A 26,707-nucleotide genomic window follows, 5' to 3' on the forward strand; every position below is an offset into this window, starting at 1 on the left:
AATCTTTCTTTTTCTATTATAGCAAAAAATTACTTTTATAGAGAGTTTCAGCGTCCTTTTTGGGAAAAGAAAAGATGACAGGGAAGGCTTCTACACTTTATCTGTCACCTTGTTTCTCTATTAGTTTTTTTAATAGTGCTTTTTGATGTTGAAAGAGAAGCTCCTCTTTCATGAAAACGGGCAATTCATCTATTCCTACCCAGACATGTCCATCAGTCTCACCATCTTGATAAGTTATATTCCCCTTATCACCTACTATAATTGCTTCATAGTAATCAAATAGACACCGATCTTCAGAGGATATTGTCTGCTCAATGAGTTTTATCTGGCTGGGGACTAAACCTGTTTCTTCTTTCAACTCGCGAAGTACTGCGCTAAGGCTATCCTCGCCAGCTAGTACACTTCCTCCAGCTCCAAATTCAAAGTAGTTGGGGTAGAGTTCCTTTTGGCTGCTTCTTTTCATAAAAAGAATGTCCCCATCCTCATGTCGTACTAAGACATTCACACAGAGATGATATAGGCCAGTCAGTATCCGCTCTCCTCTTACCAAGTACTGGCCCATTTTTTCTCGCTTGTCATTATAAGCATCCCATATTTCCATAGTTCTCCTTTTTGACCAGTAAGCCATTACCAAAAGAGTCCTTTATCGTCATCAATTGGTTCTGCATCCTTACGCTTTCTTGGTCCAGTCCCGTACATTTCGGCCTCTATGTCTTCCTTGGTTGGAAGAAGTACAGCTAAAGAAATGTAAATAACAACTCCAAATCCAAAAGACGAAATGGTAAAAAGGATGTATAAAAAACGAATCAAACTAAGATCAAATTTAAACTTATCTGCCAAACCAGCTAAAACACCGGCTAACAATCGATTTCTTCTTGTTTTATAAAGGACCGTTTTCATGTTCTATTTCCTCTTTCTGTAGATAGTCTCATTTTATCATTTCTTTTGGAAAATCCATCAGGCTCAAGGCTGATTCTAATTATTATTTGAGCAAAAAGACTAAGAATTTTCTTAGTCTTTATTTTCTATATTTACTTTAGTGGGTGCAATCATTCTCACAGCAATTCCATCTGGGTCTGTGACTTCTAACACTTGGGAGCTAATCCATCGGGCTGGCGCCTCCAAGTCCAGAGCATTTTCATAAATAGCTACTAGGTCTTCTTTCCCTTGAACTTGGGCTTCAAAATAGGCTAGTCCGAGTTGCTTCGGTTGGCGATGATTCAAGTGAGAACCTCCCCATTCATTGACGGCTAAATGATGGTGGTAGTTTCCTGATGCCAGCCAGCTTGCAGAAGGTACAGAAAACTTGTCCTCCAAGCCTAGAAGCTTTTGGTAAAAATGACTGGCAGCTCTGCTATTTTTCACAGATAGGTGGACATGACCCATACGAGTGCCTGCAGCAATACTAAACGGTTGGACTTCCTGGCCTAGTTCATAGATTTCTTGAGCCGCTAGCGCTTCCGTCACTCCGATAATGCGACCGTCTTCCCGAATATCCCAATCAGCCTGAGGCTTGTCCCGATAAAGCTCAATGCCATTGCCTTCTGGATCCTCCAGATAAATGGCTTCACTATAACCGTGGTCCGCTCCTCCGACCATAGGGACTTTATTTTCTGATAAATGCTTCAGGATATCTGCCAAGGCTTGACGGCTTGGAAGCAAAAGTGCCAGATGATAAAGACCGTAAGCCGACTTGACTGTCTGACGGTCACTGGTCGCTAAGAGCCTAACCAGCACTTGCCCATCCCGACCCAAAGATACCTGTCCGTCCTGCTCTTCCAAAAGTTCCAGCCCTAAAACACGCTGATAAAAATCCTTTTGTCTTGCTAGGTCAGCCACATAAAGCGCCACCTCTCCTAGATAAATCTTGCTTTCATATTCAAAAGTCATGTTCTTTCTCCTCTCTTAAATTTAAAATTTCAGCAGTCCGCCTGCTCTATTTTTTTTATTTCTCCAAAACAGAGATAGGTTCCTTGATATGGATTTCCATAACCTCCATTTGCTTCGAAGTCTTATTTTTATATTGTAATTATTTATATTACATCTATTAGTATAGCAGGTTTTAATGTAATGTCAATAATTACATCTCAGGATATTAGTCACCCCAAAAAAACAATCTGCTCACTAGGAAGCAGATTGTTCTTTAATTTCTTTTTCGGTTGCTGCGACAACTTCGTCAAGACTGGTCTGAGCCAATTCAGCTTCCATGGCTGCCTGAATAGCTGCCAAGCGGTCGTCTAAGACATTGTGAATGTTCTTGCCGATAGGACAGTCTGGATTGGGCTTGTCATGAAAGCTAAAGAGCTGGCCACTCTTTCCTAGACACTCAACAGCACAATAAACATCTAAAAGGCTAATATCTTTCAAATCTTTGGCAATCTCTGCTCCTCCAGTCCCACGAGCAACGGTAATCATCCCGGCATTCTTGAGCTGGGACAAGGTCTTGCGAATAATAACTGGATTGACACCGACACTGCCAGCAAGAATATCACTTGTCAGTTTTCGTTTTTTTCCCTCCAAAGCCAAAACAATCAACATGTGAGTGGCAATGGTGAAACGACTAGAAATCTGCATCTCTTCTTCTCCCTTATCATTTTTCTTTATTTTTATTATAGCTCAAAACAGGTGTAACTTCAAGTGTTACGACTAGACTTTAAGAAAGCTGCAATCTCATCTGCATAGCCTTCCCGCTCACTGATTTCCCGCAGCAGGTCGTGATTGTGAGTATGGTGGATACCATTGACCAAACTCTCCCGATAAATTTCATAGTAAGGCAAGTGGAGCTTCCGCGCCAATCGCAACTCCTGCTCCACATCATAAGCCACGCGTCGAAAGTCGACATCAGCCAGACCCGTCTCATCTATCTCTAAAATGGCATACTGGGCTCGCAGATCCTGACGCAAAGCCGAATCTAGAAAGAATGGCTGACCAATAGAGCCTGGATTGATAATCAATTGTCCTTTAGTCCCGTAACGCAGAAACTGCTGGTGAATATGACCATAAACAGCAACAGCACAGTCATTTCCCTCAAAAAGTCGGTCGAAATCGCTCTGCTCGCCAATATGAATCAACTCCCGCCCCCAATTCTTATCTGGCAGATGGTGGCTGACCGCAATCTTCAATCCCTCTACTTCTGTCAAGATTTGCAGAGGAAGTTCTTGCATGCGGTCAATCTCTTCTGGACGGATTTCCTCTAGGACAAAATGACAGAGCCGGGTCAGGTAGAGATGGCTGGGACGATCCAAATCCAGTTTTTGATGCAGGGCATGCCAGAGGCTGTCTTCCCAATTCCCTCTGACCTGGAGGCTGATGGGCAGCTGCTCCATCCTATCTAAGATATTTCTGCGACCGGTTCCTGGCAGGAGCAAGTCCCCCAAAAACCAATAGTCTGTCACTTGCTGGCTTTCCGCATCCGCCAGTACTGCTTCCAAGGCTGTGCTATTTCCATGCACATCGGATAATAAGGCAATTTTTCGTGTCATCGTGTGTCTTTCTCTTTCTTTACAAGGAATATTATATCAAAGTTCAAAAAAACTTCCACCCATCAAGTGAGGGAAAGCTTTGAAATGTTTTTTATCAATCGACAGACTTGAGCGCTTCAAGCATATCTACCCTTCTGAGGCGATAGTTGACAAAGAAGCCAAGCAAGGTCAGAATAAGAGTCACCGCAGTTAGAGGAAACAGATAGACTGAGGGACTTACTTGAGGGTTTAAGCTGATAATGCTAGGCGCAACCTTCTCAATCAAAAAACGATGCAGGAAGAAACCGCCTAGAAGTCCAACTGCCATCCCAATCACTGACAGAATAATGGTCTCTCGATAGATATAAAGGGTCACTTCCTTATTATGAAAGCCCAGAACCTTGATGGTAGACAGCTCGCGAATCCGCTCAGCCACATTGATATTGGTCAGATTGTAGAGAATGACGACAGCTAAAAGAATGGAAATCAGGACCAAAACCAGCATTGTATTATTAAGAGAATCCGCTAGAACGTTGAACTGCTTCACCATGCTAGCGTTTTGTGAGACACTCTTGACAGACTTGAGGCTCATAAATTCATTGGCCTTGTCCACAATATTCTTACTAGAAGGGTTCTTGAGTCGCACTAGATAAGCGTTTTTCTCGGGCTTTTTCCCGTAAATCTTTTGGTAGTCAGTCGCCTTCATGAAGGCAAAATGACCAAAATGATTCTCATTGACTGCTGCGAGCTTGACAGACCTGCCACCCAGCTCTATACTGCCACCGGGGCTAACTCCAGCTATACGGGCTAATTTATCCGAAACAACTACACCATCCTTGAGAGTCAGCTTTTGCTGGTTGTCAGGACTTTCCATAGAAATAAAAGGTTCAAAATTTTCCTTGTCCGTAACCATTAAAGTGATTGACTCTGTCTCTTTTTTCCCTTTGTATTTCTCTGTTAGGGTTTCACTATGGATTTCCTGATAGGCTGCAATCGAGTCATCTGCCAGCCGCTTTTTCAGCTTGTCCTGCTCAGCCTGATTTTCTCCAGGATTGACAGCGACAATCAAGTCGTATCGCAGAATCTCCTTAAACTGACGTTTGGGAATACCACCAATAGAAGATTGGAGTCCTAGGCCGGCAAATAGTAGGGCAACAGAACCCGCCACACCAAAGATAGTCATAAACATCCGCTGCTTATAGCGAAAGATATTGCGAGCTGTGACCTTCTGAGTAAAACTAAGACGTCGCCAGATAAGGGGCAGTCTTTCCAAGAAAATCTTGGAGCCTTTGACCGGTGGCTTGGGCAAAAGCAAGTGGGCTGCTTCTTCTCTCAGCTCACGTCTTGCCACCAAATAGGCAGGGAGAACACTGGATAGAAGGGAAAGTCCCAGGGCCAGTAAACTATAGGAAACATAAAAATATGCATGAGGGGTAGAAAGTACCATTCCTCTAGTAATAATAGAAGAAATCACTCCTGACAAAAAATAATGTCCCAGTACAATCCCTATGAGGGTACCCAGACTCCCCGCCACCAAACCGTAAAGGACAAACTTGCGAATGATGTCACGGCTATGATAGCCTAAAGCTTTAAAGACACCTGCATTTGTTCGCTCCTCATCGACAAAGCGAGTCATGGTGGTAAAGGTCACTATAGCTGCCACCAAATAGAGCACCACTGGGAAAATATTACCAATCAACGCAATACTATTCATGGAGTTTTTATACATATGATAGCCATTACCACCTGGCAGAGACTTGCGGTCATAGCTATGATAGGCCGGCTCTTTCAAACGACTAAGGTTTGCCTTAGCGTCAGCTAGCTTGTCCTTGCTAGCTGATAAGTCTTTCTCTGCCTTTGCTAGCTCTGCTTTTTTCTGATTGAGCTGGGACTCAGCTTCCTGAATCTGCTGCTGGCTCTGGCTGAGCTGGGCAGGAGGGAGGATAGAAGCGGCTTGGGCTGCTGCTAGCTGGCTTTTTTGCTGATCTAGCTGACTCTGAGCTTGCTCTAATTGTTTTTTACCTTGGGCCAGTTCGCTCTCAGCCTGAGCAATCTTATCTTGGCCCTTCTGAATGGTGCTTTTGGCATCTACCTCTAATCGCTTAAAACGGGCCGCTCCGTTATCTTCCAGGCTCTTGTCCAAAGCAGTCTGGTGCTGCTCCAAACGCTCCTGATAGCTTTCAGAGAAGGGAGCCAGCTTTTCTAAATCATGATAGCGCAGGCGGGCAATACTGTACACATCTGTTTTAAAGGCCTTGGGGCTGACTACAGCATAGGCTGATAAAGCACCGCTTCCACTAGTCGCATTGCCCAGATTTCTATCAGACCAAAGCTCTGCTGAGTTGACAAATCCCACGACCTTATAGGTCTTGTTTTTTAGAACTGACCGGCTGCCTGCTTTCTCGGTCAGATCAATCTCCTGACCAAGCTTATATTTTTTAGACCAAAAACTAGCTAGGGCAATTTCTTGCTCATTCTTAGGAAGACGGCCGGAGGTCACTTGAAAGTTTGAAATATCCTTGGTATCTGAGAAAACTCGGAGAGCCTCTTCATCTACAGTGACATCTGTCAGATAGCCAAACTCGACATCGGCTCCCTTGATAGCTTCCAGCTCTTTCTGATCCGCCTTATCCAAACCATAGTCCGCCATAATAGCCAAGTCCATGGTTCGCTGTTCTTTCAAGTAATCTGTTGCTGTTCTGCGCATATTTGGCGGAGCGACCTTGAGTCCCACGAGAGCTAAAGAGCCCAACATCATGAGGATTAAAATAGATAGGAAACGTCCTTTAGAGCTAGTGAAGGAGCGCAGAATATCTTTCCAATAAATCTTTCTCTTCATATCAATACTCCAATGTACTTATATCCTGAGGCGCTTCATTGACTGTAACACTCTTGACTCTCGCGTCGTGCATGCGGATGACCCGATCAGCAATGGGAGCCAAGGCTGCATTGTGGGTCACAATAATCACTGTAGCTTCTTGATTGCGGGACATATTCTGCAGGATTTGTAGCACTTGCTTGCCGGTATTGTAGTCCAGAGCTCCTGTCGGCTCATCGCAGAGTAGAATCTTTGGATTCTTGGCCACAGCCCGAGCAATGGACACCCGCTGCTGCTCCCCTCCTGATAGCTGTGCAGGAAAGTTATTGAGGCGATTTTCCATACCAACCGCAGTTAGAACGGCAACAGGATCTTGGGCATCCTTGACAATCTCAGAAGCCAATTCGACATTTTCCTTGGCTGTCAGATTGGGCACCAAATTGTAGAATTGAAAGACAAAGCCTACATCATTGCGGCGATAGTCCGTCAGCTGGTGGGAATTGTAGTTAGCAATATTCTGACCGTCTATCAGAATGTCTCCCTCATCATTGGTATCCATACCTCCGAGAATATTGAGCACTGTTGACTTACCGGCACCAGAAGCCCCCAGGATAATGACCAGTTCCCCCTTTTCAATCTCAAAAGAAATATCGTTATTAGCAACAATCTCTGAGTCACCTACCTGATAACGTTTAAAGCTATGTTTCATTTCAATATAAGCCATGTCATCATCTCTCCTTTTCAAAGCTCGTTTCCTTAAATCAACAAGATGTTGATTCTAAATCACAGATATTATATAATGAGCTTAGATAAAAAGCAATAAGCAAAAATCAACAAAGTGTTGATTTAAGAAAAAGGAAGAAAAATGGTCCAGAAACGAAAAACCAGCACCAAGGAAGATATCAAAGAAGCCTTGATTCAGCTACTATCAGAAGAAAGGTTTGATACTATCTCCATCAGCAAACTCTGCAAACGGGCAGGGATTAATCGCGGCACCTTCTACCTCCACTACCAAGATAAGTATCAGATGGTTGATAGTCTCAAAAAAGAAATTATTTCCCAACTTTCTAGTTATAGCATGTTTGAAGCGGAGAACGAATATCCCAAAAAGTTAATGATAGCAAAATTTCATATACTGCGCGCTAATGAACGTCTTATCAATGCCCTGACCAAGAGCCATTATATTGACTTTCGCGAAGCTATTCGGGAGTACATAACCACTATCATTCTGAGTGATAAGCAAAAGGCTGCTACCCAGCGTTTTTTAGAAGAGAACTTCCATATCCCTCAGAAATACGCCCTAGAAATCTTCCTATCAAGTGTTGAGGGGATTATTTCTCTTTGGATAGCTGGCGGAGCTCAAGAAGAACCTGAAGAACTCACTGACATAATTTTGACAACTTATAACTATGACTATTGGAGATAAGAAGGAGCAGAACTACTTTGTCAATCTCTTTGTGACATAAGCTTCTACTTACACGGAATACTGGTAGTCTGGGAAGAGAGAATTATATGCTGAAGCTAACTGATATGTCGCAAACAGACCTCACTTTTCAAACTAAAAACAAGCCTTTGAGAGGCTTGTTTTTAGTTTATTCAACTTAAATTACTCTCTTTTATGACTAGTCGGTAAACCTCTACAAAGGTAGCGGCAAGAAAGGCAAAAAGAGCTCCAACAACTAGATTGATCCGGTGTTCTGTTTCGTAAAATGGAGAGTTCCAAATAAAATGGTTAACAACTGTTGAAACGACGCACCAGAGACCGAAGCGGCGATATTTCTTATAAACTTTAGAAAAGAGAAGGTAGACCCCAACAGTCACAACTGCCGTATAGAGCGTATGAGAAGCAAATCCACCAGCAATTCTACCAATCGCTTCTAAAGCACCGCTATTTTCTCCACCAAAAGTCTGTCTGGATACATAACCAATATCTTCTATGACTTGGAAACCAAAACCAGAGCTCAGTCCAGCTATTAAGACAGATTGAAGATCTTTTTTGCCCAAAATATAAAGGGCTGCAAAGGCAGTCAAGGCCTTGAAAAATTCCTCAGCAAATGGAGCTGTCAATGCATTGGTCCAGTCATTAAAAACTGCAGGATCTTTGATGAAATTTGAGTTAATAATGTCAATCAGGCTATTACCTGCAAAGCTAAGCCAGCCTGCAATAAATGCACCTCCAAAAAGGGCAGTTCCGAGAACAATGGTCTCTACAGATAACTTTTTGGCAAGCTTTTTAATTAAGAAATAGATAGGTAGGAAGAAGGCCGCTAAAACAGCTAGATTAAGGATAAGGTCACGACCAGCCTCTAAGGTGATGTCCTTATTTGCCATGTCTCCCAATTCAAACTGCAAGCCAATACCCGCTAATGCTAAGTAGATATAAAGAGCAATTCTTCTTGTTTTATTCATGACTGTCTGCTCCTTTTTTATTTTTGCGTTTTATTAGATAGATTACTACTCCAACAACAGTTAGAACAAAGATTCCTCCAGCCAAAGCAATATCATAATCAAAATCCTCCAGACGAATGGTTTCTTCAGTATTAGAATCTTCTGATTCCTCAATTTCTTTTAGGGCTTTAATACCATATTCACTTACTACCTTGTCTTCAGCTTTTTTCTGAATTTCCTTGAGGTGTTTAAAGACTGATTCCGCTCGTTCCATGGAAAGTTTTGTTGCTTTCAAACTAGCTTCTTCTGGTTGATTAGCAAGGCTAATTTGTTCTTTATCATAAGCAGCCTGCTCTTCCATCCATTGGGTTTCTAGTCGTTCAATTTCACTACGGATAGAGCCATCTTCAAATAAATCTGGATATTTAGCTACTAGATCATTGATACGGCTAACTGTCCAATACCAAGAATTTTCATTATAGGCTGTACTCATTTCTTGATAAGCCTGATAAGTATTGTTGATATTTGCATAATAAGGTAGGTATGGTGCATTTCGCGGACTTCCCATAGAAAGCCAGAAAATGCCTCCTCCTGTTTTAGCAGGTAAATTATCTTTTAACTGGAAGATATGTGCTTCCATGACATTAGGATTGGAGATCGGATACTTATAAACAGGATCTGCCTTTTTCTTATCTGGAATCCCTTTACCATCTAGCTCCATCTGATCAAGCGGTTTAAAGTCTGTTCCCTCTAGGCGGTTCCGTTGCAAATTCATAGCATCTCGTAGACTAAGCTTGTCATTGGTTGAGTGCATGAGTTCAAAATATTTATCGTCATATTTTACATCTGCATTTGGATTCAAAGCCTTGATACCAGACCAAACCCTAGACCGATTCGCTTCAGCCAAAGGCGGATTATACGATTGAGCTATATGAAAGGCCCCATTAACTTCTTTGTAAGTTCCTGCATCACGAGCTGTTTTCTCAAGATCCGATGAAGCAATAGTATTTTCTGTATCATTTACATTGATATTGCCAAGGAAGAAAGTGTTAGGAAAGACAGCGTATTTGTCATCCGGAAACTTGATTGCTGCGTATTGGTGCCCAGAAAGGATCTCCATATACCAAACACCAGACTTGTCTGCAATCGTTATGATATTTCCTTCTGCCGCACCCTTTTCTCTGACAATTTTTGCTAGGAGCTCTACTCCTTCTCTAGCTGTTTTGACATGAGGAAGAACTACAGAAGTTATAGCTGACTCGGCAATACCATCCTTAACGTAAGGATCTTTTTTCTGAATATCATCGTTGGCACTTGCTGAGACGGTTGCTGAGATAGAAACTCCTTCTTCGTTGAAGCCAGCCTCATCAAAGACACCTTGTTCTGGAGTCACATCTGGAACTGCCGTATACTTGTAACTAACAGCTGGTAAATCAAAGCTAAACCCATTGGTTTCATCTACGAATTTATCACCAGCTTTATTATTCTTTCTCTCCCTCACAACAAAGTTTTTATTGTGATTAGGCTCCAAGTCCTCTGTTCGGCCATAGAGAGTCGAACCATCAGTCGTCAAATTCTTCCCAATGATAAAGCCCGTACAAGCTTGGACGACTTGGAAAGGAAAGAGTATAAGAAGCATCATGGCTGTAACAAGCCATCTGAAAAGATTCTTTTTCATCAGTTTCTCCTTTATATATTAATTGGTAAACCGAATACCACATGTTTAGTATACTATTCTCCTTCTAGGCTTGCAAGCGTTTCCAAATTAGACTTCTACAGAAAAATGAATAAATTCACCTAAGAAAAATTCTGATTACTTTGTAAATTTAATTTTTCACTTGAGGTTCTTGTATAAATTTACAAACATTTCCATCATGCTGTATAAAAATTTTTTTGTAAAACTTAAAAAAATTGGAAATACTAGCAAAACTAATACTTCCATTGTTATTTATTTCTTTTTAGCCAGCATCGTCGCAAATTGAAGCTGGATTCGATTGCCATTTTCATCAACCTTATGAAGTCTGCCTAAATCTTCATTATATTTGATGAATTCCCAATCCTTGTAGTATTCACGTAGCTCTCCTTCCTTGAAGGTAAAAGAGAAAGGCATATGACACGGATGACTTTCTGTATCCATGGCACAGACGATAAGATTATAGCCACCTGGGTTTGTTTGCTCTTGCATGTTTCGGATAATCTCAGGAACACGTTCACGATTCAAGAACATAAAGACTACAGTGGATACAATAAAATCGTACTTTTGAGTCAGGTTCGCAGAGTTAATGTCATAAGTTCCGGCTAACATATTCAGATCTTCTGCTTCGATAATAGATGCAAGATTGTCCAATGATAAGGGATTAACATCTACCGCAGTTACATCAAATCCCAACTGTTCCAAAAAGAGAGCATTTCTTCCTTGGCCACAGCCTAAGTCCAATGCTTTTCCAGGTTTTACAGTTTCTGCAGCTTCCAGCACCTCTGAATGCACAGGTGTCAGACCATATTTCTTTGCATAGTAATCCTTAGGTAAACAGTAGAACTCTAAGTACCATTCAAGGTCATCGGTCAAGGCTTCGACACGGTGCCAAGCCTGGGGCTGAGCATAAAGATTGTCTTCTCCAGCTTTAAAAATGTGCTCAGCCAACTCTTCCCCATTCTCAGTCATTTCAATAAATTTTAATTCTCCAGTAAGGACTGTGATTTTCCTCCAAGTGCCTACCTTGGTATTATGCTTGCGTTGCACAGCTTCTGGCATAGTTTCTGCAGTCCAAATGGGCATACGTTTATACATAACTAAATCTTGCATCATATAATTCCTTCCAAGCAATCTGATTTCTTTTTAATCATACCGAAAAATCGTCCTCTTGACAAGTTTACCTGCACAGCAAAATTAAGAAAATACCAAACCTTTGAGCAGTTAAAGCCAGAAATAGAAAAAGAACCGAGTATCGGAACTCGGCTCTTTAATCAGAATAGATCAGAAAACTTAGTCTTCTTTCTTATTGCTAAATTGTTTGAAGGCAATAAAGCCACCTACAACAACGACTAAGGCTATGACTATCCACAAACCGTACTGGTTAGAATCGCTCTTCTTAGTTTCAGAGTTTTCTTTCTTGGTATCACTTTCCTTAGCTTTGTCTTTTTCCTTACCTTTTTTGGCATCTGCCAAGAGATTTGCCTTGTTATATCCGGTATAAACAAGGTCGGCATCTTGACCTTTTTCCTTCTTGATCTTTTCTTCCATCTCAGCTTCGACTGCTTTGATTTCCTTAAAGATTTTTTCTGAGCGTTCCAAGGCTTCCTTAGTCACTTCTGGTCCAGCGGCTTTGGCTTGTTCATCTGTGTAGTTTGCATATTTGGCGTCGCGTTCGGTTTGTTCTTTATCCCATTCAGCTTCTTTTTCTTTCCATTTTTCTTGAATGCTGTTACCAAAGATTTCTGGATATTTCATAACCATTTGGTCAATATGCCAAACAGTCCAATACCAAGATTTTCCGTCATATTTAGTAGAACGGTTCTTGAAAGCTTCGTAAGTATCTTCTACATTACCATAGAATGGTACATATGGTGTGTTGCGACTTTGTGCCAGACCCAGCCACATAACACCACCAAAGGCATTTGGTAGGTTTGGTTTGATTTGATAAACGTGGGCATCGATTACATTTTCGTTACCTAAAGCATACTTATAAACATTGGTATCTATTTTCTTACCAACTTCAACCAAATCATCTGCCTTATATTCTGGCAAGTGTTCAAAACGATTTCTTTGTTCCGCGATCACATCATGAACCGTGTATTTCTTATTTGGATCAGTTGGTTCGCGCAAGAGATCAAAGGCTTCATCGTCATAATTTACTTTTGCTTGTGGGTCCATCCACTTGATACCTGCATAAGTCCGAGAACGGTTACGTTCCATATATTTATCAGGTCCGTATGATTTAGCAATCATAAAGTTGCCATCTTTGTCGGTCTTATAGTTGTCTGCTTTTTTAGCTACTTCTTCCACATTTTTAGAAGCAATGACATTTTCCTTATCGTTCAAGTCAACGTGACCAAGATAGTAAGTGTTCGCAAAGACAGCATACTTATTCGTTGGGAATTTGATGGCTACATATTGGTGACCAGACAGGATTTCCATGTACCATAGCTCATTTTTATCTGCTGCAACGATGATATTTCCTTCTGCTGACCCTTTTTCATCCAGAACTTTCGCGACTGTCTCAATAACTTCACGTGCTGTTTTCGCACGAGGCAAAGCAAGGTCAACTAATGATGCTTCTGGAAGACCATCTTTTACAAGTGGATCTTCTTTTAACACTTTATCGTTTGGTGTTGCTGAAACGGTCGCTGTCATAGCTACACCAAGTTCATTAAAACCATGCGCAGCGAAGTTTCCGTTACTTCCGTTGTCACGATCAGAGTCGTAGACAGCTGTGTATTTCATTTCATTCGCCAAATGCGGATAGGTAAAGCCATTTGACTCATCTTCTATCTTATCGCCATCTTTATAGGTCTTAGCTGGCACAACTACATAGTTTTGATTGTGCCGACCACCATCAGGGGCGTAGGGATAGTCCTCTGTCCGACCAAATAGAGTAGAGCCATCTGCTGTCAGGTCTTTACCGACAATAAACGCAGAACAAGCCTGTGCAACTTGAACAGGCAAAAGAGCAACTAACATTGCAAGGAACATTAGTCTGAGCAGTATTTTCTTCATAGTCTATCTCCTTTTGACTATCTGCAGGGCTGGAATCAAGTCCCAGTCTAAGTAGTATAAACCATAATACCAAAACATTCCATCCTCAGTATACTATATAAAGGTATTTTTGCAAGCGTTTACAATATTTATTACAAAAGTGTTTGTTTATTCTATATTATTTTGATTTAATGGTTCTTTTGTGTACTTTTAGTCAATTTATGGCAATTGACGGAAAGAGAAGAGATAAAAAAGACCGGTCGCCCAGTCTTTCATCTTGTATTAAAGTTCTTCATCTGTCTTGCTATATCGCGGTTTTGCTCGCGACGTTTGATGGACTCGCGCTTGTCGTAATCGTGCTTCCCTTTGGCTACGCCCAGAAGCAGCTTGGCATAACCGTCCTTGAGATAGACCTTGAGCGGCACCAGCGTCATGCCAGTTCCCTTGGTCTCCTGCTCCAGCTTTTGGATCTGCTTCTTATGCAGCAGCAGCTTTCTGCGACGCTCAGGCTCTTGGTTCCAGATATTGCCCTCTTCATAAGGCGCAATATGGACATTGCTGAGCCAGGCCTCACCGTTCTTGATCTGGGCAAAGCCGTCTTTTAGATTGATACGGGCAGCGCGGACACTCTTGATTTCCGTCCCGGTCAGTACCATGCCAGCTTCGATGGTATCCACGATGGTGTAATCGTGTCTGGCCTTTTTATTTTGCGCGACGACCTTTCCTTCTCCCTTTGCCATGCTTGGCTCCTTTCTTGACTATTTCCTTGTAAAATGCCTTCTGGCTCTTGCCTTTCTTAGACTTCTTATCTTTCTTATCTCTGTTGCCTTTTTCTTTGGAAGAATGGCTGCGCTTGTCATCCTCACGGCGTCTCTTTCTCCCTGACTTACCTCTGCCACTCTTGCTTGTCTTTTCTACCAGGTCAAATTCACTAGGCAGGTATTCAAAGTCAATCTCGCCTGTAGCCTTATCCGCTCGGACCAGCTTGATACGAATCTGCTGACCGACCTTGAAGACCACGCCGGACTTTTCTCCTTGTAGGGTCATCGTCCGCTCATTGTAGCTGTAGAACTCTGGCAAGTTGGTGACATGAATCAAGCCTTCGACCGTATTAGGCAGTTCGACGAAGAGTCCAAACTTAACCACGCTTGAAACCACGCCGTCAAACTCTTCTCCAACGAATTCTTCCATGTACTCAGCCTTCTTCATGGCTTCGACTTCACGCTCTGCCTCGATAGCCCGACGCTCTCGGCTGGAAGACTGACTAGCAATCTCTGGAATCACTTGCTCAAAATGCTCTGCTATTTCTTTAGACTGACCATAATCCCGCACCATCCGGTGAACCAGAAGGTCCGGATAGCGGCGAATCGGACTGGTGAAATGTGTATAAAACTCCGCTGCCAGACCATAGTGACCGTGATTGTGCTCAGAGTAGCGAGCCTGCTGCATGGAGCGCAAAAGCATCATGGACAGGACATCCTCATAAGGCTGGTCTTCGACCGCCTCCATAATCTCCTGCAGAGCCTGCTGACTCATAGAGCTAGCCGTCCCGTATATCCGAATCCCAAAACTAGAGGCGTAGTCGATAAACTTCTGCACCTTCTCCGCCTTAGGCTCCTCGTGGATCCGATAGATGAAGGGCAGATTTAGCTTAGCAAAATGCTCAGCTACCGTCTCATTCGCCACCAGCATAAAGGACTCAATCATGCGCTCAGCAATCCCTCGCTGACGCAGGACAATATCCACCGGACGACCTTCCTTGTTGACCATGATTTTGGCTTCATTGGTGTCAAAGTTGAGCGCACCGCGTTTAAAGCGCATGCTTTCCAGAATCTCATGTAGCTGGACCATGCTGTCAATACTAGGCACAATAGCCTTGAACTGCTCAGCTTTTTCCTCATCACCTGCGATGATGTCGTTGACATCGCTGTAGGTCATGCGGAAGGTCGTCTTGATTACAGTCTGGGTGATGGTATGCTTGACCACGCGTCCCTTGGCATCAATCTCCATGATAGCCGACTGGGTCAGCCGGTCCACATTGGGATTGAGCGAGCAGATACCGTTGGACAGGCGCTCTGGTAGCATAGGTACTACGCGGTCAGTCACATAGACAGAGGTTGCTCGATTGAGGGCTTCTTTGTCCAGCTCAGAGCCTTCTTTGACATAGTAGGACACATCTGCGATATGGACACCCAGCTCAAAGTTACCATTTTTCAGGCGCTTGATATGAACCGCATCGTCCAAGTCCTTGGCATCCGCCCCATCAATGGTAAAGGTAATCTCTTCGCGCAGGTCCAAACGTCCTTCCAAATCACTCTCCGTCGGTGCGTCTGGAACTCGCTCGGCTTCTTCCAAGACCTTTTCTGGAAATTCGGAGACAATGTCCATCGACTCCAGCACTTCTAGTACATCTATACCTGGGTCGTTGACATGACCGACTACATCGACCAGACTGGCCACAAAGAAATCGTGTTTCTTAGTTGGATATTTGTCAATAGCGACCTTGAGCACCTCTGTGCCATCTAAAACCATGGCTGGCTTTTTGACATAAATAGGCTGGCGAATTTTCTGATTTTTCGAGCGGATATAGCCCGCATACTTGGGTTTCTCCTCATCCAGAACCAGCTGGCCAACTGCTGAAGTCAGGCTGTGCTCCAAAATATCGATAATCTTAGCTTCAGCAGATGTTCCCTTGATACGGTCTGCCACCTTAGTAATGACTACTTCCACTGTATCGCCATCAATGGCATGATTGACATCATTACGGCCGACAAAGAGGTCATCCTCTTCTTCATTTAAGGTGACAAAACCAAAGCCATTCTTGTGGGCATGAAAAACACCCTTGAGCGTCAGACGCTCCTGTTTTTTCTTCTCATACAGCTCAATCCGCCCCTTGTCATCAAAGCGAATCTGATGCTTTCTTTCCATCTGGGAGATGGTCTTAACCAAGCTACTAAAGTCCTTGGAAGACTCTTTCCCAAGAGCAGCTGCTAGCTCATCCACGCTAGCTTGCTGTCTCGTTTCTAAATATTGAATTATTTCTGATTTCATACTTTTTCTCTTCTTTGCTCCATTAAACTTTTTTATAGCCTATTTTTAACTTTAAAAAAAGGCTAAGACAAAGTCAGAGCCCATTTTATCTACTAGATAAGATTGTCAACGCTAAGGCAACCGCTAACCAGAAAAAGACGAGAACACCGGTCAAATTCTGCATAACAGCCTCAAAACCTCGCGCTTTTGGTCGTTCAAATAAATCACCAGCGCTGGCGTCAAAAACGTTGCTAGATTGGTTTTTTGTTGGCTGCATAAAGATTGCAATGACAATAATGACTGACAAAATTAATAGAATCATTAATAATAGATTATACATAAATACAAACTCCTTAAAATCTTATCTATTTTATCATAAAACTCATTTAGATTCAAGATGTAAAGTTACTTTTCTTTCTTTAGGACAATATTTTAATACTTCAATCTTTTCTGGATGGTTTTTACTATTCTTACTGGTCAGATAATTTTGACTGCCACAGGAAGAACATTTGAGATTTACTTTAACCCGCACTGATTTCTCTCACTCCTAAATATTTTCTAAAACAAATTAACAAAACGAAAAAGTTTAGTAAGACCAAACCTGCCGTCACATAGAAGACCCAGTGGTAACTGAGACTAACCGCAATAGCGGAACCCATTATTGGTCCTACGACTCCACCAATATAAAAAAAGGTTTGATTATAGCTAAAAATCCTTGAAATCCCTTCTTTAGGTGTCAACTTATTAAGCAGAGAGCTGACTCCAGGTAAAAGTGCACCTGTTCCCATGCCAAATAAGAAACGCAAAAAACCCAATTCCCAAGGTGTCTTCGCCCAAGCACAGAATAGATAGATAACAAAACTGTACAACAGTGCCAAAAGTAGGAGACGGTGGTTACCAATCTTATCCCCTAATTTCCCAAGATGACTAGAAAACAAAATACTAGAAACTCCCATAGCTGACACAATAAGTCCGGAGACAAATATCAGATTATCTGTTTGCCCCATGGATCGAATATAAAGAGTCAAAATAGGAGAAATAGATTGAGCAGACATTTGAATCACCATGCTAGTTAAGAACAAGGCAAACAATATAGATTTATGCGGTAGCTCAGCTAGAAGATCCTTGGTTGCCAGCTGTCTATCTTTAGCCACTGGCTCAAAGTCTTCTTTTACATAGAAGATTGTCAAAAGAGTGACAATAAAAAGAAATAAACCAACAAGCAAAAAGGCATTTCGAATTCCGATGCTTTGTGCTACAAAACCTCCTAATAGTGGCCCCATCAGTGTTCCTGCCACCACACCAGTCGATAACGTTCCTAAAGCATAGCCAGAATATTTTTTGGGAGCCTGACTAGCGATTAAGGCTGTACTATTTGGAACATAGCCAGAAAAAACACCGTTTAAAAGCCGTAAGACAATCAGCCAAAAAACACTTGGTACAAATGCTATTCCCCCCATGGTAAAGGTCATAGCAAGTGCTGCTCGAATCATCATGGGTTTACGGCCATATTTGTCCGCTAAACTTCCCCAAACTGGCGAGAGAAAGGCTGCTGTCATGGCCGAGCTTGATACAGCAATTCCTGCATATAGATCAACCATATGCCCACGAACTCCTAATTCCTCCACAAAAAGGGACATAAAAGGAACGACCAAAGATAGACTAGCTCCAACAAAAAAATTTCCCAACCAGGCAATCCAAAGATTGTGTTTCCAATTTACTTGATTTGTAATAAAATCATCTTCTTTCTAGTTTTTGCAAAGCCTCGCGAAGTTGCTCTTGAGTAAGCTCTAGCGGGCCATTATTATCAATAAGCACGTCTGCTCTATTTCGTTTTTCTTGGAGAGATAGCTGAGCAGCTATGCGTTTTTCAGCCTCCTCCTGACTAAGAGCGTTTCGAGTCATAAGGCGACTGAGCTGAGTTTCCTCCGTCACATCCACCAGCCAGATTTGGTCAAACCAGGACTCATACCCCAGCTCAAACAAGAGGGGGAGGTCCATAAAAAAGATATCTTCCTTCTCTGCCAGCAAATCTCGCCTGCCAGCCAGTTCCTCACGGATAATCTGATTTTGTATTTGACTGGACTGGGCCAAAAGTTCGGGATTCCCAAAAATCATAGCTCCCAGCTTGGGTCGATTCAAGCGCCCATCTTCTTGTAAGATAGCTGGACCAAAAGCGGATAAAAGAGCTTGATAAAGCCGTCCCCCAGACTCCTGTAACTCATGAACCACCTGATCCGCATCAATGACTTGGTAGCCCTGCCGCCTCAAAAACTCTGTCACTGTTGACTTACCAGAGGCAATGCCGCCAGTGATACCAATAATTCTTGCCATGGGTAGCTACCTCGCTTTCTGACAGTGAGGACAGAGATGAGTACCGCGTCCGCTCAGCTTAATTTTTTCAATCGGGCTGCCACATCTAGCACAGGGTTGTCCAGTCTTCCCATAGACCTGCAAAAAATCCTGCATGGTGCCATCTTCACCCAAAGCATTGCGGTAGGTCCGAATGGTCGATCCCCTCTTTTCAATTCCAAGCTGCAAAACTTCTATAATCTGCTCACGCAGCCGCTTGACTTCAGCAGGCTTTAGACTAGCTGCTGGTCTTGCCGGATGAATCCGCGCCCGCCAAAGAGCCTCATCTACATAGATATTGCCCAGACCGACGACCAAGGTTTGCTCCAGCAAATAGGGTTTGATGGGCTTCTTGGAACGACTCAAAGCTGCTGCAAAAGGCGGCAAAAGAAAGTCCGCCTCTGTCGGCTCAGGACCAAGCTTTCTGGCAGCAAAATAAGCCTCCAGCTGATCCTTTCTCAACAGCTCCATGGTCCCAAACTTGCGGACATCCTCATAAACAAGCGTCCCACCATCTGTCATCTCGAAAAAGACATGGGCATGCTTGCGCTCAGGCACCGCATCAGGATAAAAAAGATACTTGCCTTCCATTCGTAGATGGGAAATCAGCACTCCACCCGTCAGATAAAAAAGCAAATACTTGCCCCGACGGCCAATCTTTTCAATGGTCTGGCCTGGCAAGTCGTGGATAAAGCTGTCCACTCCCGTGCCAATCATCTTGGCATAACGGACCTGCATCTGCTCAATTGTCTTGCCAACAACCAAACGCTCCAACCCCCGCCGAACCGTTTCCACTTCAGGTAATTCAGGCATAAAGCTCCTTTCTATCTCCTATTATTAGTCAGAAATATACTCTAAAATATCATTAGGCTGATAATCCAGCGTTTCACAGATGGCCGACAAAATTCTGAATAACCTTATCATGCCCCATCTTGGAAGCAATATAAGAAGTCTAGGATATATCAGAATCTCTTCAATTTCTCTGGAAATGTAGCACCTTGAAAGAAATAACCTAGTAGCTGAATATGCGTATCCACATCGCTAAAAAGCCAAGCATGACCCTTGTCAGGATAATAGGCGCATTCAGACCTAGCATTTTTATCTGCCAACCTGTGGTGCCAGTCAAGAATGGTTTCGGCTTCTTTCCCACCTGAGACAAAGAAGGCAGGATTATCAAACTGTAAGTCAAGCCTCAAGAGATTCGCCTGTGACATAGCAAGGCGAAACGAGCGCCGTTCAGCTCTTTGGAAATCTGCAACAAAGCGCTGAACGTCTTGGACAGGTGCTCCGTCCTCTTGCATCATCTTTGTCAGGAAATTGGCTACAAATTTAGTATTTTTCAAGAAAGACATCAGATATACGATGGCAATGATCTTGCGATAGCCCTTAATTGGCTGAGGGCTTGCCCCATCCACAATGACTCTATCTATAAGGCTAGAATGTTTTTCCAACAACTTAAGTATGAGTGAACCGCCTAATGAAAGCCCAACCAAGTGCGGCTTGCCATGTGCTTTGCTTTTAATGACAGCCACAATCATTTCCACGACATCATCAAAGTTTGTCCACTCAATATTATGACTGGCTCCGTTACCAGGTAAATCCACAAGAATGCAATGAAAATCTTGCTCAAGCGCAACAACATGGTGCCACCACATCCGACTGCTCGAGCCTGAAGCATGCAAAAAGATAATACTTTTTGGATTTTGCTGCCCTCTTTCGTCAATGAATAATGACGGCATCTCCATCACCTCACTTACTGGCTTAGAAAACCTCAATACTCCTTCTTATTATAGCCAAAGTCTGCTAGGTCCAGCTTCTTATCCCGCCAGTTTTTCTTGACCTTGACCCAGGTTTCTAGGAAGACCTTGTCCCCCAGCATGAGCTCAATATCGCACCGAGCCATGGAGCCGATTTTCTTCAGCATGGATCCGCCTTTACCGATGATAATGCCTTTTTGGCTGTCACGCTCCACCATGATAGTCGCTCGGATATGGACCTTGTCCGTCTCATCATCTCGCTTCATGCTGTCAATAACTACTGCGACTGAGTGCGGGATTTCCTCCCGTGTCAACATCAAAACCTTCTCTCGAATCATCTCTGACACCAGAAAGCGCTCCGGATGATCGGTAATCTGGTCTGCTGGAAAATACTGGAAGCCTTCCTCAAGATTCTCACTTAGAATGTCGACTAGATGAGAGACATTGTTGCCCTGCAGGGCGGAAATCGGTACGATTTCTTTGAAGTCCATCTGCTGACGGAAATCATCAATTTGCGCTAAAAGCTGATCTGGATGGACTTTATCAATCTTATTAACCACTAAAATAACTGGCACCTTAGCAACTTTCAGACGTTCGATAATCATGTCATCGCCCTTGCCACGTGGCTCATCAGCCGGCACCATGAAGAGGACGGTATCCACCTCACGCAAGGTGCTGTAAGCTGCTTCTACCATGAAGTCCCCTAGAGCCGTCTTAGGTTTATGAATTCCCGGCGTATCAATAAAGACAATTTGCTCCTTATCCGTCGTGTAAATTCCCATAATTTTATTTCGAGTGGTTTGAGCCTTATCACTCATGATGGCAATTTTTTGCCCCATAACATGATTCAAAAAAGTTGATTTCCCAACATTGGGACGTCCTAAAATAGCTACAAAACCTGATTTAAAAGTCATTATTTCACCTCTATTATTTTCATTAAAACAGCAGAAAATCGGCAGTCTCCCCCGATTTTCAAATCTTTAAAAAATCCAGTCCCAAATTTTAGGAACAAAAATGATCAAACCTGTGATAACCGCAAAACCAGAAATCACTAAAACAGCTCCAGCCGCCATATCTTTAGCATTCTTAGCCAACATAGAAAAGTGATAGTCACTGGCCAAGTCTACTACATTTTCAATGGCTGAATTAACAATCTCAAATGAGACAACCAAAAAAATACTCAATAGCAAAAATAGCCATTCTATGGCAGAAACTCGAAAAATCAAGCCTGCAATCACTACAAGAACAGCAGAAAAAGCATGCTTCTGCATATTTCGTTCTTCTTTAATGGCAGTAAAAATCCCTGTTAAGGCAAATTCCAGACTCGAGACGACATCTCGATTTTTCCATTTGCGTTTATTATTCCCTTGTGAGTCCATAGGCCGTCAAAATCTCTTCCTGTAAACCAAACATTTCTGCTTCTTCTTCCGGCGTGTAGTGATCATAGCCGTTGATATGCAGAAAACCATGCACTGCTAAAAATCCCATTTCCCTCTCAAAGCTGTGGCCATATTCTTCCGCCTGCTCACGCGCCTTGTCAACCGAAATGAATAGCTCGCCGATATAGGCGTCAAAATCTTCCAGCATCTCAGCTAGCTCAGGATGATCCAGCAAATCCTCCTCGTCAACAGCAATGTCCAGCTCAGGCTTGTACTCCAAGCTAATCACATCCGTTGGTCGGTCCGTATCTCGATATTCCAAGTTGAGTTCATGACTACGCTCATTAGTTACAAAAGTCACAGCCATTTCTTTCTTTTCCTTGCCCGTCTTTTGAGCAGCAAATTCCAAAATATCTTGGGTCTGTTTGATGATTTCTTCTGAAACCTGACCCGTTTCATCAACTATTTCTATATACATATCGCACCTACTTTACTTGTATCACCTTTATTATATCATAATCGAGGCTAGATAATAGCTAGGAATTTTCTTTTTTCAAAATAGCAGAGCAGATTCGTCAAACTCTCATTGCAAAAACAAAAGAAGCTATTTTTCTCCTACCAAAACCTTTGCTTTTTACTACCTGCTATCGTTGACAAAAAGAAAAGGCTGGGAAGTCCCAGCCTTGTTCTACAAGATGCTAATTGCCGGGATCGAACCGGCGACCTCATCCTTACCATGGATGCGCTCTGCCAACTGAGCTAAATCAGCGTACCTATCTACTATACCATGCAGATAGGTGCTTGTCAATACTTGCCGACTCATTTATCCGCAAAATATTGCTCTTTGGTCAGGCCATAGTAGACTCGCGTCACTAGGCGGCTTTTTTCATGTTTGTCCAAGCTTGCATAAGGTTCCTCATGAGAAAAAATCATTCCAGATTTTTGCATCACACGGCCAGAAGCTGGATTAGCCTTATCATGTAAAGCTACAAGTTTATTCATTCCAATTTCTTCAAAAGCTAATTTTATCACTGCACAATTAGCCTCTGTCGTGTAGCCTTGGTTCCAGTATCTTTTATTAAGAACATAGCCAATAGCAGCTGTCTTTAAATCTAGGTTTATTTTGTGGAGATCGATGGTTCCAATAAACTGACCACTAGATTTTACTTCTATTCCCCAACGTCCCAAAGGGTTAGCCAGGTAAAATAGAGCAATATTATTACGAGTCTCTTCTAGGCTTTTGTTTGTCTCAAAAGTATAGCGAGTATTCTCCTCATCTGATGCATATTCAAACATTGCTGGTGCATCATCTAAAGTTACCGGACGCAAAACTAGTCTATCTGTCTCCAGTCTAGTGTGTCTAGATAGTTTGACATAAATATTTTCCATTATCGTCCTCCTTTTTGTTTTTAAGCATATCATAAGTGATCAATCAAAGCAAGACGTCATTTTCTCCTTGCAATTTGTGCCTCTTTTATATAAAATGATTACATTAAATTAGAATAATGAGAATAAGATGATTTAAGGTATATTCTTAAATCAAAGTCTTTGTTCACATGTATTTAGATAAGGAGAAATACAATGTTAATCGGTATTCCAAAAGAAATCAAAAATAATGAAAATCGTGTAGCTTTGACACCTGCTGGTGTTCACAGTTTAGTTGCTAAAGGCCATGAAGTTCTGATTGAGACGAACGCAGGACTTGGTTCTGGCTTTTCGGATGCAGACTACGAGAAACAAGGTGCAAAAATCGTTCCCACTGCTGCAGAAGCTTGGGCGGCTGAACTTGTAGTCAAAGTTAAAGAGCCTTTAGAAGCTGAATATGGCTATCTTCGTGATGACCTCTTGCTCTTTACCTACCTGCACATGGCTGCCGCTCCTGAGCTAGCTGATGCTATGACGAGTTCCAAGACGACTGGTCTAGCCTATGAAACCGTACGCGATCAAGATGGACAATTGCCACTCTTGGTACCAATGAGTGAGGTCGCTGGACGAATGGCTGTCCAAATTGGAGCCCACTTCTTAACTAAACAAGAAGGAGGATCTGGTGTCCTATTAGGTGGTGTACCAGGTGTTCCTAAAGGGAAAGTAACCATCATCGGTGGTGGTGTCGTAGGAACGCATGCCGCACGTATCGCTCTTGGACTGGGTGCTCAGGTAACTATTCTGGATATCAGTGCTAAGCGTCTGTCTGTCTTAGAAGATGTCTTTGGCCATCAAATCCAGACCCTCATGTCTAATCCTTTCAATATCGAAGCTAGTGTTCGAGAGGCAGATGTCGTGATCGGTGCTGTCCTCATTCCTGGAGCTAAAGCTCCAAAATTGGTGACAGATGATATGGTTAAGCATATGCGTCCAGGATCTGTCATTGTAGACGTAGCTGTTGACCAAGGCGGTGTCATTGAAACAGCAGACCGTGTAACGACTCACACCGAGCCTGTCTATGAAAAACACGGAGTCCTCCACTATGCAGTTGCAAATATCCCTGGTGCTGTAGCCCGCACTTCTACTATCGCTTTAACCAATGTTACCCTTCCTTACGTCGAAGCTTTGGCAGAAAAAGGATTCAGAAAAGCTATTGCAGATGACGAGGGATTACGCCTAGGTGTTACAACCTACCAAGGTCACATTACTAGTCAGCCTGTTGCAGAAGGCTTAAATAAGGACTACACTTCGATTGATGAACTCGTTTAGTTAATCTACTTAGTTCATATAAACACCTTAATAGAAGTCAAATTTTTTAAAATACAAAATCAGAACCACTCGCTTAACGAGTGGTTCTTTTGTTATTTTCCTTACAAAAAGAAATAGACTAAAAGTCACATAAAAAGAGAGAACGAGCTCGTTCTCTCTCATGATATGATAAAGAATCAATATTTAGATTCCTTATTCAGCTGAAAATTCTAAGCTTTACATTTCTTACGAACTACGTAACCAACTAGGCCTGCGATAGCAAAACCAATCATTGAAAGAAGAACGGTAGAAGTTTCACCTGTATTTGGCAAAAGATTCTTATTTTTAGTAGATGATTCACCAATACTTGGTAAAACATTCTTGTTTTTAATAGAAGATTCACCAGCGCCTGGTAAAACATTCTTATTTTTAGTCGTAGCTTCTTCTGATTTAGTATTATTTCCGGAACCTTTATGTGGTGCTAAAGCTGGGGTGAATTCCCATGTGCCGACGAAGTGTGCATCTGCTCCATTGATGGTTTCAGATGTCTTATCGTATGATTTAAAGCTCCAAGTGCCTTCTTCTGTCTTAACCTCTGTTTGACTTGGTTGAGTTGGAGTGACTTTAGTGCCATCTTTCAGATCTGTTTGATCTGCCGGAAGCAGGGATTTTACTTCTTGTGGAAGTTCTTTTCCTGGAGTTCCGCTGACGAACTCGTGAACCGCTTTATGAGTCACTGTTGGAGCTGGGCTTGCTGTAAATTCCCATGTTCCTACAAACTTAACATCTGATCCATTAATGGTCTCTGAAGTCTTGTCATAAGATCTGAAGCTCCAAGTACCATCTGCTGTCTTAACCTCCGTTTGACTTGGTTGAGTTGGAGTCACTTGACTTCCGTCTTTCAGATCTGTTTGATCTGCTGGAAGCAGGGCTTTTACTTCTTGTGGAAGTTCTTTGCCTGGGGTTCCACTCACAAACTCGTGAACTGCTTTATGAGTCACTGTTGGAGCTGGGCTTGCTGTAAATTCCCAGGTTCCTACAAACTTAACATCTGAACCATTGACTGTCTCTGATGTCTTGTCATAAGATCTGAAGCTCCAAGTACCTTCTGATGTCTTAACTTCCGTTTTACTTGGTTGTATTGGAGTAACTTGAGTGCCATCTTTCAGATCTGTTTGATCTGCCGGAAGCAGGGCTTTTACTTCTTGTGGGAGTTCTTTGCCTGGAGTTCCGCTGACAAACTCGTGAACTGCTTTATGAGTCACTGTTGGAGCTGGGCTTGCTGTAAATTCCCAGGTTCCTACGAAGTGTGCGTCTGCTCCATTGATGGTTTCTGAAGTCTTGTCATATGACTTGAAGCTCCAAGTGCCTTCTGCTGTCTTCACTTCCGTTTTGCTTGGTTGACTCGGAGTCGCTTGACTACCGTCTTTCAAGTCTGTTTGGTCTGCTGGAAGCAGGGCTTTCACTTCTTGTGGAAGTTCTTTTCCTGGAGTTCCACTGACAAACTCATGAGTGGCTTTATAAGTTGGGGTTGGGGTGAATTCCCAGGTGCCTACGAAGTGTGCGTCTGCTCCATTGATGGTTTCAGAAGTCTTGTCGTATGACTTAAAGTTCCATGTACCTCCTGCTGTCTTCACTTCCGTTTTACTTGGTTGACTCGGAGTCGCTTGACTACCGTCTTTCAAGTCTGTTTGGTCTGCTGGAAGCAGGGCTTTCACTTCTTGTGGAAGCTCTTTACCTGGAGTTCCGCTGACAAACTCGTGTGTCGCCTTGTAGGTTGGCGCCGGGATGAATTCCCAGGTGCCTACGAAGTGTGCGTCCGCTCCATTGATGGTTTCAGACGGCTTGTCATATGACTTAAAGCTCCAAGTGCCTTCTGACGTCTTAACTTCCGTTTTACTTGGTTGCGTTGGCGTTGCTTGACTACCATCTTTCAAGTCTGTTTGGTCTGCTGGAAGCAGGGCTTTCACTTCTTGTGGAAGTTCTTTGCCTGGAGTTCCGCTGACAAACTCGTGTGTCGCCTTGTAGGTTGGCGCTGGGGTGAATTCCCATGTCCCTACAAACTTAACATCTGAACCATTAATGGTCTCTGAAGTCTTGTCGTATGACTTGAAGTTCCAAGTACCTTCCGATGTCTTAACTTCCGTTTTACT

Annotated in this window: 26 protein-coding genes and 1 tRNA gene; 2 read left to right on the forward strand and 25 right to left on the reverse strand. The window is 42.8% G+C overall.

Annotation, left to right across the window (positions count from 1 at the left end; genetic code table 11):
* Positions 1–97 precede the first annotated feature (97 nt).
* The 7 genes from O3640_RS05340 to O3640_RS05370 form a co-directional block, all read right to left on the reverse strand.
* Positions 98–601, reverse strand: a complete 504-nt coding sequence (locus tag O3640_RS05340; RefSeq protein ID WP_125366940.1) for an NUDIX domain-containing protein — start codon at positions 599–601, stop codon at positions 98–100.
* Between the two features lie 26 nt (positions 602–627).
* On the reverse strand, positions 628–900 hold the full coding sequence (locus O3640_RS05345) for a PspC domain-containing protein (protein ID WP_008809048.1): 273 nt from the start codon (positions 898–900) through the stop codon (positions 628–630).
* Positions 901–1,011: 111 nt separating this feature from the next.
* The gene (locus O3640_RS05350; protein WP_125366939.1) at positions 1,012–1,890 is read right to left on the reverse strand and encodes a VOC family protein; all 879 of its coding nucleotides are present in this window, start codon (positions 1,888–1,890) and stop codon (positions 1,012–1,014) included.
* A gap of 234 nt (positions 1,891–2,124) precedes the next feature.
* Positions 2,125–2,574 carry an Rrf2 family transcriptional regulator gene (locus O3640_RS05355; RefSeq protein WP_008809050.1) on the reverse strand — a complete coding sequence of 150 codons (450 nt, stop codon included), beginning with the start codon at positions 2,572–2,574 and terminating at the stop codon, positions 2,125–2,127.
* Positions 2,575–2,633: 59 nt separating this feature from the next.
* The gene (locus O3640_RS05360) at positions 2,634–3,482 is read right to left on the reverse strand and encodes a metallophosphoesterase (protein ID WP_125366938.1); all 849 of its coding nucleotides are present in this window, start codon (positions 3,480–3,482) and stop codon (positions 2,634–2,636) included.
* A gap of 94 nt (positions 3,483–3,576) precedes the next feature.
* A complete protein-coding gene (locus O3640_RS05365; protein WP_125366937.1) occupies positions 3,577–6,300 on the reverse strand; it encodes an ABC transporter permease in 2,724 nt (907 codons plus the stop codon).
* 1 nt (position 6,301) lies between these two features.
* Positions 6,302–7,003 carry an ABC transporter ATP-binding protein gene (locus O3640_RS05370; protein ID WP_125366936.1) on the reverse strand — a complete coding sequence of 234 codons (702 nt, stop codon included), beginning with the start codon at positions 7,001–7,003 and terminating at the stop codon, positions 6,302–6,304.
* A gap of 141 nt (positions 7,004–7,144) precedes the next feature.
* Here O3640_RS05370 and O3640_RS05375 point away from each other — a divergent pair, with 141 nt between their 5' ends.
* Positions 7,145–7,705 (forward strand): TetR/AcrR family transcriptional regulator, encoded by a 561-nt coding sequence (locus O3640_RS05375; RefSeq protein WP_125366935.1) that lies wholly within the window; start codon positions 7,145–7,147, stop codon positions 7,703–7,705.
* 170 nt (positions 7,706–7,875) lie between these two features.
* On the opposite strand, the gene O3640_RS05380 is transcribed toward O3640_RS05375, so the two are convergent.
* From O3640_RS05380 to O3640_RS05460, 17 genes are all read right to left on the reverse strand, one after another.
* Positions 7,876–8,688: a PrsW family glutamic-type intramembrane protease gene (locus tag O3640_RS05380; protein ID WP_012000192.1), complete on the reverse strand. Its 813-nt coding sequence runs from the start codon at positions 8,686–8,688 to the stop codon at positions 7,876–7,878.
* On the reverse strand, positions 8,681–10,345 hold the full coding sequence (locus O3640_RS05385) for a C69 family dipeptidase (RefSeq protein ID WP_371586782.1): 1,665 nt from the start codon (positions 10,343–10,345) through the stop codon (positions 8,681–8,683). Before O3640_RS05385 ends, O3640_RS05380 begins: the two co-directional genes overlap by 8 nt.
* 270 nt (positions 10,346–10,615) lie before the next feature.
* Positions 10,616–11,476 carry an SAM-dependent methyltransferase TehB gene (tehB, locus tag O3640_RS05390; protein ID WP_125366933.1) on the reverse strand — a complete coding sequence of 287 codons (861 nt, stop codon included), beginning with the start codon at positions 11,474–11,476 and terminating at the stop codon, positions 10,616–10,618.
* A 177-nt stretch (positions 11,477–11,653) separates the two neighbouring features.
* On the reverse strand, positions 11,654–13,384 hold the full coding sequence (locus tag O3640_RS05395; protein ID WP_045634677.1) for a C69 family dipeptidase: 1,731 nt from the start codon (positions 13,382–13,384) through the stop codon (positions 11,654–11,656).
* A gap of 251 nt (positions 13,385–13,635) precedes the next feature.
* On the reverse strand, positions 13,636–14,103 hold the full coding sequence (smpB, locus tag O3640_RS05400) for an SsrA-binding protein SmpB (protein WP_125366932.1): 468 nt from the start codon (positions 14,101–14,103) through the stop codon (positions 13,636–13,638).
* Complete coding sequence (rnr, locus tag O3640_RS05405; RefSeq protein WP_227221598.1) at positions 14,066–16,414, reverse strand: ribonuclease R; 2,349 nt, start codon at positions 16,412–16,414, stop codon at positions 14,066–14,068. Before rnr ends, smpB begins: the two co-directional genes overlap by 38 nt.
* Positions 16,415–16,499: 85 nt before the next feature.
* Positions 16,500–16,733 carry a preprotein translocase subunit SecG gene (secG, locus tag O3640_RS05410; protein WP_008809063.1) on the reverse strand — a complete coding sequence of 78 codons (234 nt, stop codon included), beginning with the start codon at positions 16,731–16,733 and terminating at the stop codon, positions 16,500–16,502.
* A gap of 42 nt (positions 16,734–16,775) precedes the next feature.
* Positions 16,776–16,925, reverse strand: coding sequence for a 50S ribosomal protein L33 (gene rpmG, locus O3640_RS05415; RefSeq protein WP_008809064.1), 150 nt, complete (start codon positions 16,923–16,925; stop codon positions 16,776–16,778).
* Positions 16,915–18,090, reverse strand: coding sequence for a multidrug efflux MFS transporter (locus O3640_RS05420; protein ID WP_370457031.1), 1,176 nt, complete (start codon positions 18,088–18,090; stop codon positions 16,915–16,917). The genes rpmG and O3640_RS05420 overlap by 11 nt, the downstream gene beginning before the upstream one ends.
* Before the next feature lie 40 nt (positions 18,091–18,130).
* A complete protein-coding gene (gene coaE, locus O3640_RS05425; RefSeq protein WP_227221600.1) occupies positions 18,131–18,727 on the reverse strand; it encodes a dephospho-CoA kinase in 597 nt (198 codons plus the stop codon).
* 6 nt (positions 18,728–18,733) lie between these two features.
* A complete protein-coding gene (gene mutM / locus O3640_RS05430; RefSeq protein WP_227221601.1) occupies positions 18,734–19,558 on the reverse strand; it encodes a DNA-formamidopyrimidine glycosylase in 825 nt (274 codons plus the stop codon).
* Positions 19,559–19,707: 149 nt separating this feature from the next.
* A complete protein-coding gene (locus O3640_RS05435) occupies positions 19,708–20,490 on the reverse strand; it encodes an alpha/beta fold hydrolase (protein ID WP_371586783.1) in 783 nt (260 codons plus the stop codon).
* Positions 20,491–20,516: 26 nt separating this feature from the next.
* Positions 20,517–21,416 carry a GTPase Era gene (gene era, locus O3640_RS05440; RefSeq protein WP_227221603.1) on the reverse strand — a complete coding sequence of 300 codons (900 nt, stop codon included), beginning with the start codon at positions 21,414–21,416 and terminating at the stop codon, positions 20,517–20,519.
* A gap of 66 nt (positions 21,417–21,482) precedes the next feature.
* Positions 21,483–21,881, reverse strand: a complete 399-nt coding sequence (gene dagK, locus O3640_RS05445; protein ID WP_008809070.1) for a diacylglycerol kinase — start codon at positions 21,879–21,881, stop codon at positions 21,483–21,485.
* The gene (ybeY, locus tag O3640_RS05450; RefSeq protein WP_061601714.1) at positions 21,862–22,359 is read right to left on the reverse strand and encodes an rRNA maturation RNase YbeY; all 498 of its coding nucleotides are present in this window, start codon (positions 22,357–22,359) and stop codon (positions 21,862–21,864) included. Before ybeY ends, dagK begins: the two co-directional genes overlap by 20 nt.
* Before the next feature lie 218 nt (positions 22,360–22,577).
* Positions 22,578–22,650: transfer RNA gene (locus O3640_RS05455), tRNA-Thr, on the reverse strand.
* A 50-nt stretch (positions 22,651–22,700) separates the two neighbouring features.
* Positions 22,701–23,270, reverse strand: a complete 570-nt coding sequence (locus tag O3640_RS05460; RefSeq protein WP_125366929.1) for a GNAT family N-acetyltransferase — start codon at positions 23,268–23,270, stop codon at positions 22,701–22,703.
* Between the two features lie 192 nt (positions 23,271–23,462).
* Between O3640_RS05460 and ald the strand changes: the two genes are divergently transcribed.
* On the forward strand, positions 23,463–24,575 hold the full coding sequence (gene ald, locus O3640_RS05465) for an alanine dehydrogenase (protein ID WP_125366928.1): 1,113 nt from the start codon (positions 23,463–23,465) through the stop codon (positions 24,573–24,575).
* Positions 24,576–24,784: 209 nt separating this feature from the next.
* On the opposite strand, the gene O3640_RS05470 is transcribed toward ald, so the two are convergent.
* A partial coding sequence (locus O3640_RS05470; RefSeq protein WP_371586784.1) for an SHIRT domain-containing protein occupies positions 24,785–26,707 on the reverse strand: 1,923 nt, incomplete at its 5' end.

The sequence above is a fragment of the Streptococcus sp. 27098_8_75 genome (assembly GCF_041432475.1).
GTDB classification, from domain to species: domain Bacteria; phylum Bacillota; class Bacilli; order Lactobacillales; family Streptococcaceae; genus Streptococcus; species Streptococcus gordonii.

What these genes read in the sequence shown, in the direction of transcription:
- O3640_RS05385 (WP_371586782.1), bottom strand. Translation starts at nt 10,345, where the DNA reads ATGAAAAAGAATCTTTTCAGATGGCTTGTTACAGCCATGATGCTTCTT.
- O3640_RS05370 (WP_125366936.1), bottom strand. Translation starts at nt 7,003, where the DNA reads ATGGCTTATATTGAAATGAAACATAGCTTTAAACGTTATCAGGTAGGT.
- O3640_RS05340 (WP_125366940.1), bottom strand. Translation starts at nt 601, where the DNA reads ATGGAAATATGGGATGCTTATAATGACAAGCGAGAAAAAATGGGCCAG.
- O3640_RS05375 (WP_125366935.1), top strand. Translation starts at nt 7,145, where the DNA reads ATGGTCCAGAAACGAAAAACCAGCACCAAGGAAGATATCAAAGAAGCC.
- dagK (WP_008809070.1), bottom strand. Translation starts at nt 21,881, where the DNA reads ATGGACTCACAAGGGAATAATAAACGCAAATGGAAAAATCGAGATGTC.
- mutM (WP_227221601.1), bottom strand. Translation starts at nt 19,558, where the DNA reads ATGCCTGAATTACCTGAAGTGGAAACGGTTCGGCGGGGGTTGGAGCGT.
- tehB (WP_125366933.1), bottom strand. Translation starts at nt 11,476, where the DNA reads ATGATGCAAGATTTAGTTATGTATAAACGTATGCCCATTTGGACTGCA.
- ald (WP_125366928.1), top strand. Translation starts at nt 23,463, where the DNA reads ATGTTAATCGGTATTCCAAAAGAAATCAAAAATAATGAAAATCGTGTA.
- O3640_RS05435 (WP_371586783.1), bottom strand. Translation starts at nt 20,490, where the DNA reads ATGGAGATGCCGTCATTATTCATTGACGAAAGAGGGCAGCAAAATCCA.
- O3640_RS05355 (WP_008809050.1), bottom strand. Translation starts at nt 2,574, where the DNA reads ATGCAGATTTCTAGTCGTTTCACCATTGCCACTCACATGTTGATTGTT.
- O3640_RS05460 (WP_125366929.1), bottom strand. Translation starts at nt 23,270, where the DNA reads ATGGAAAATATTTATGTCAAACTATCTAGACACACTAGACTGGAGACA.
- ybeY (WP_061601714.1), bottom strand. Translation starts at nt 22,359, where the DNA reads ATGTATATAGAAATAGTTGATGAAACGGGTCAGGTTTCAGAAGAAATC.
- rnr (WP_227221598.1), bottom strand. Translation starts at nt 16,414, where the DNA reads ATGAAATCAGAAATAATTCAATATTTAGAAACGAGACAGCAAGCTAGC.
- smpB (WP_125366932.1), bottom strand. Translation starts at nt 14,103, where the DNA reads ATGGCAAAGGGAGAAGGAAAGGTCGTCGCGCAAAATAAAAAGGCCAGA.
- O3640_RS05365 (WP_125366937.1), bottom strand. Translation starts at nt 6,300, where the DNA reads ATGAAGAGAAAGATTTATTGGAAAGATATTCTGCGCTCCTTCACTAGC.
- O3640_RS05395 (WP_045634677.1), bottom strand. Translation starts at nt 13,384, where the DNA reads ATGAAGAAAATACTGCTCAGACTAATGTTCCTTGCAATGTTAGTTGCT.
- O3640_RS05380 (WP_012000192.1), bottom strand. Translation starts at nt 8,688, where the DNA reads ATGAATAAAACAAGAAGAATTGCTCTTTATATCTACTTAGCATTAGCG.
- O3640_RS05345 (WP_008809048.1), bottom strand. Translation starts at nt 900, where the DNA reads ATGAAAACGGTCCTTTATAAAACAAGAAGAAATCGATTGTTAGCCGGT.
- O3640_RS05350 (WP_125366939.1), bottom strand. Translation starts at nt 1,890, where the DNA reads ATGACTTTTGAATATGAAAGCAAGATTTATCTAGGAGAGGTGGCGCTT.
- era (WP_227221603.1), bottom strand. Translation starts at nt 21,416, where the DNA reads ATGACTTTTAAATCAGGTTTTGTAGCTATTTTAGGACGTCCCAATGTT.
- coaE (WP_227221600.1), bottom strand. Translation starts at nt 18,727, where the DNA reads ATGGCAAGAATTATTGGTATCACTGGCGGCATTGCCTCTGGTAAGTCA.
- secG (WP_008809063.1), bottom strand. Translation starts at nt 16,733, where the DNA reads ATGTATAATCTATTATTAATGATTCTATTAATTTTGTCAGTCATTATT.
- O3640_RS05360 (WP_125366938.1), bottom strand. Translation starts at nt 3,482, where the DNA reads ATGACACGAAAAATTGCCTTATTATCCGATGTGCATGGAAATAGCACA.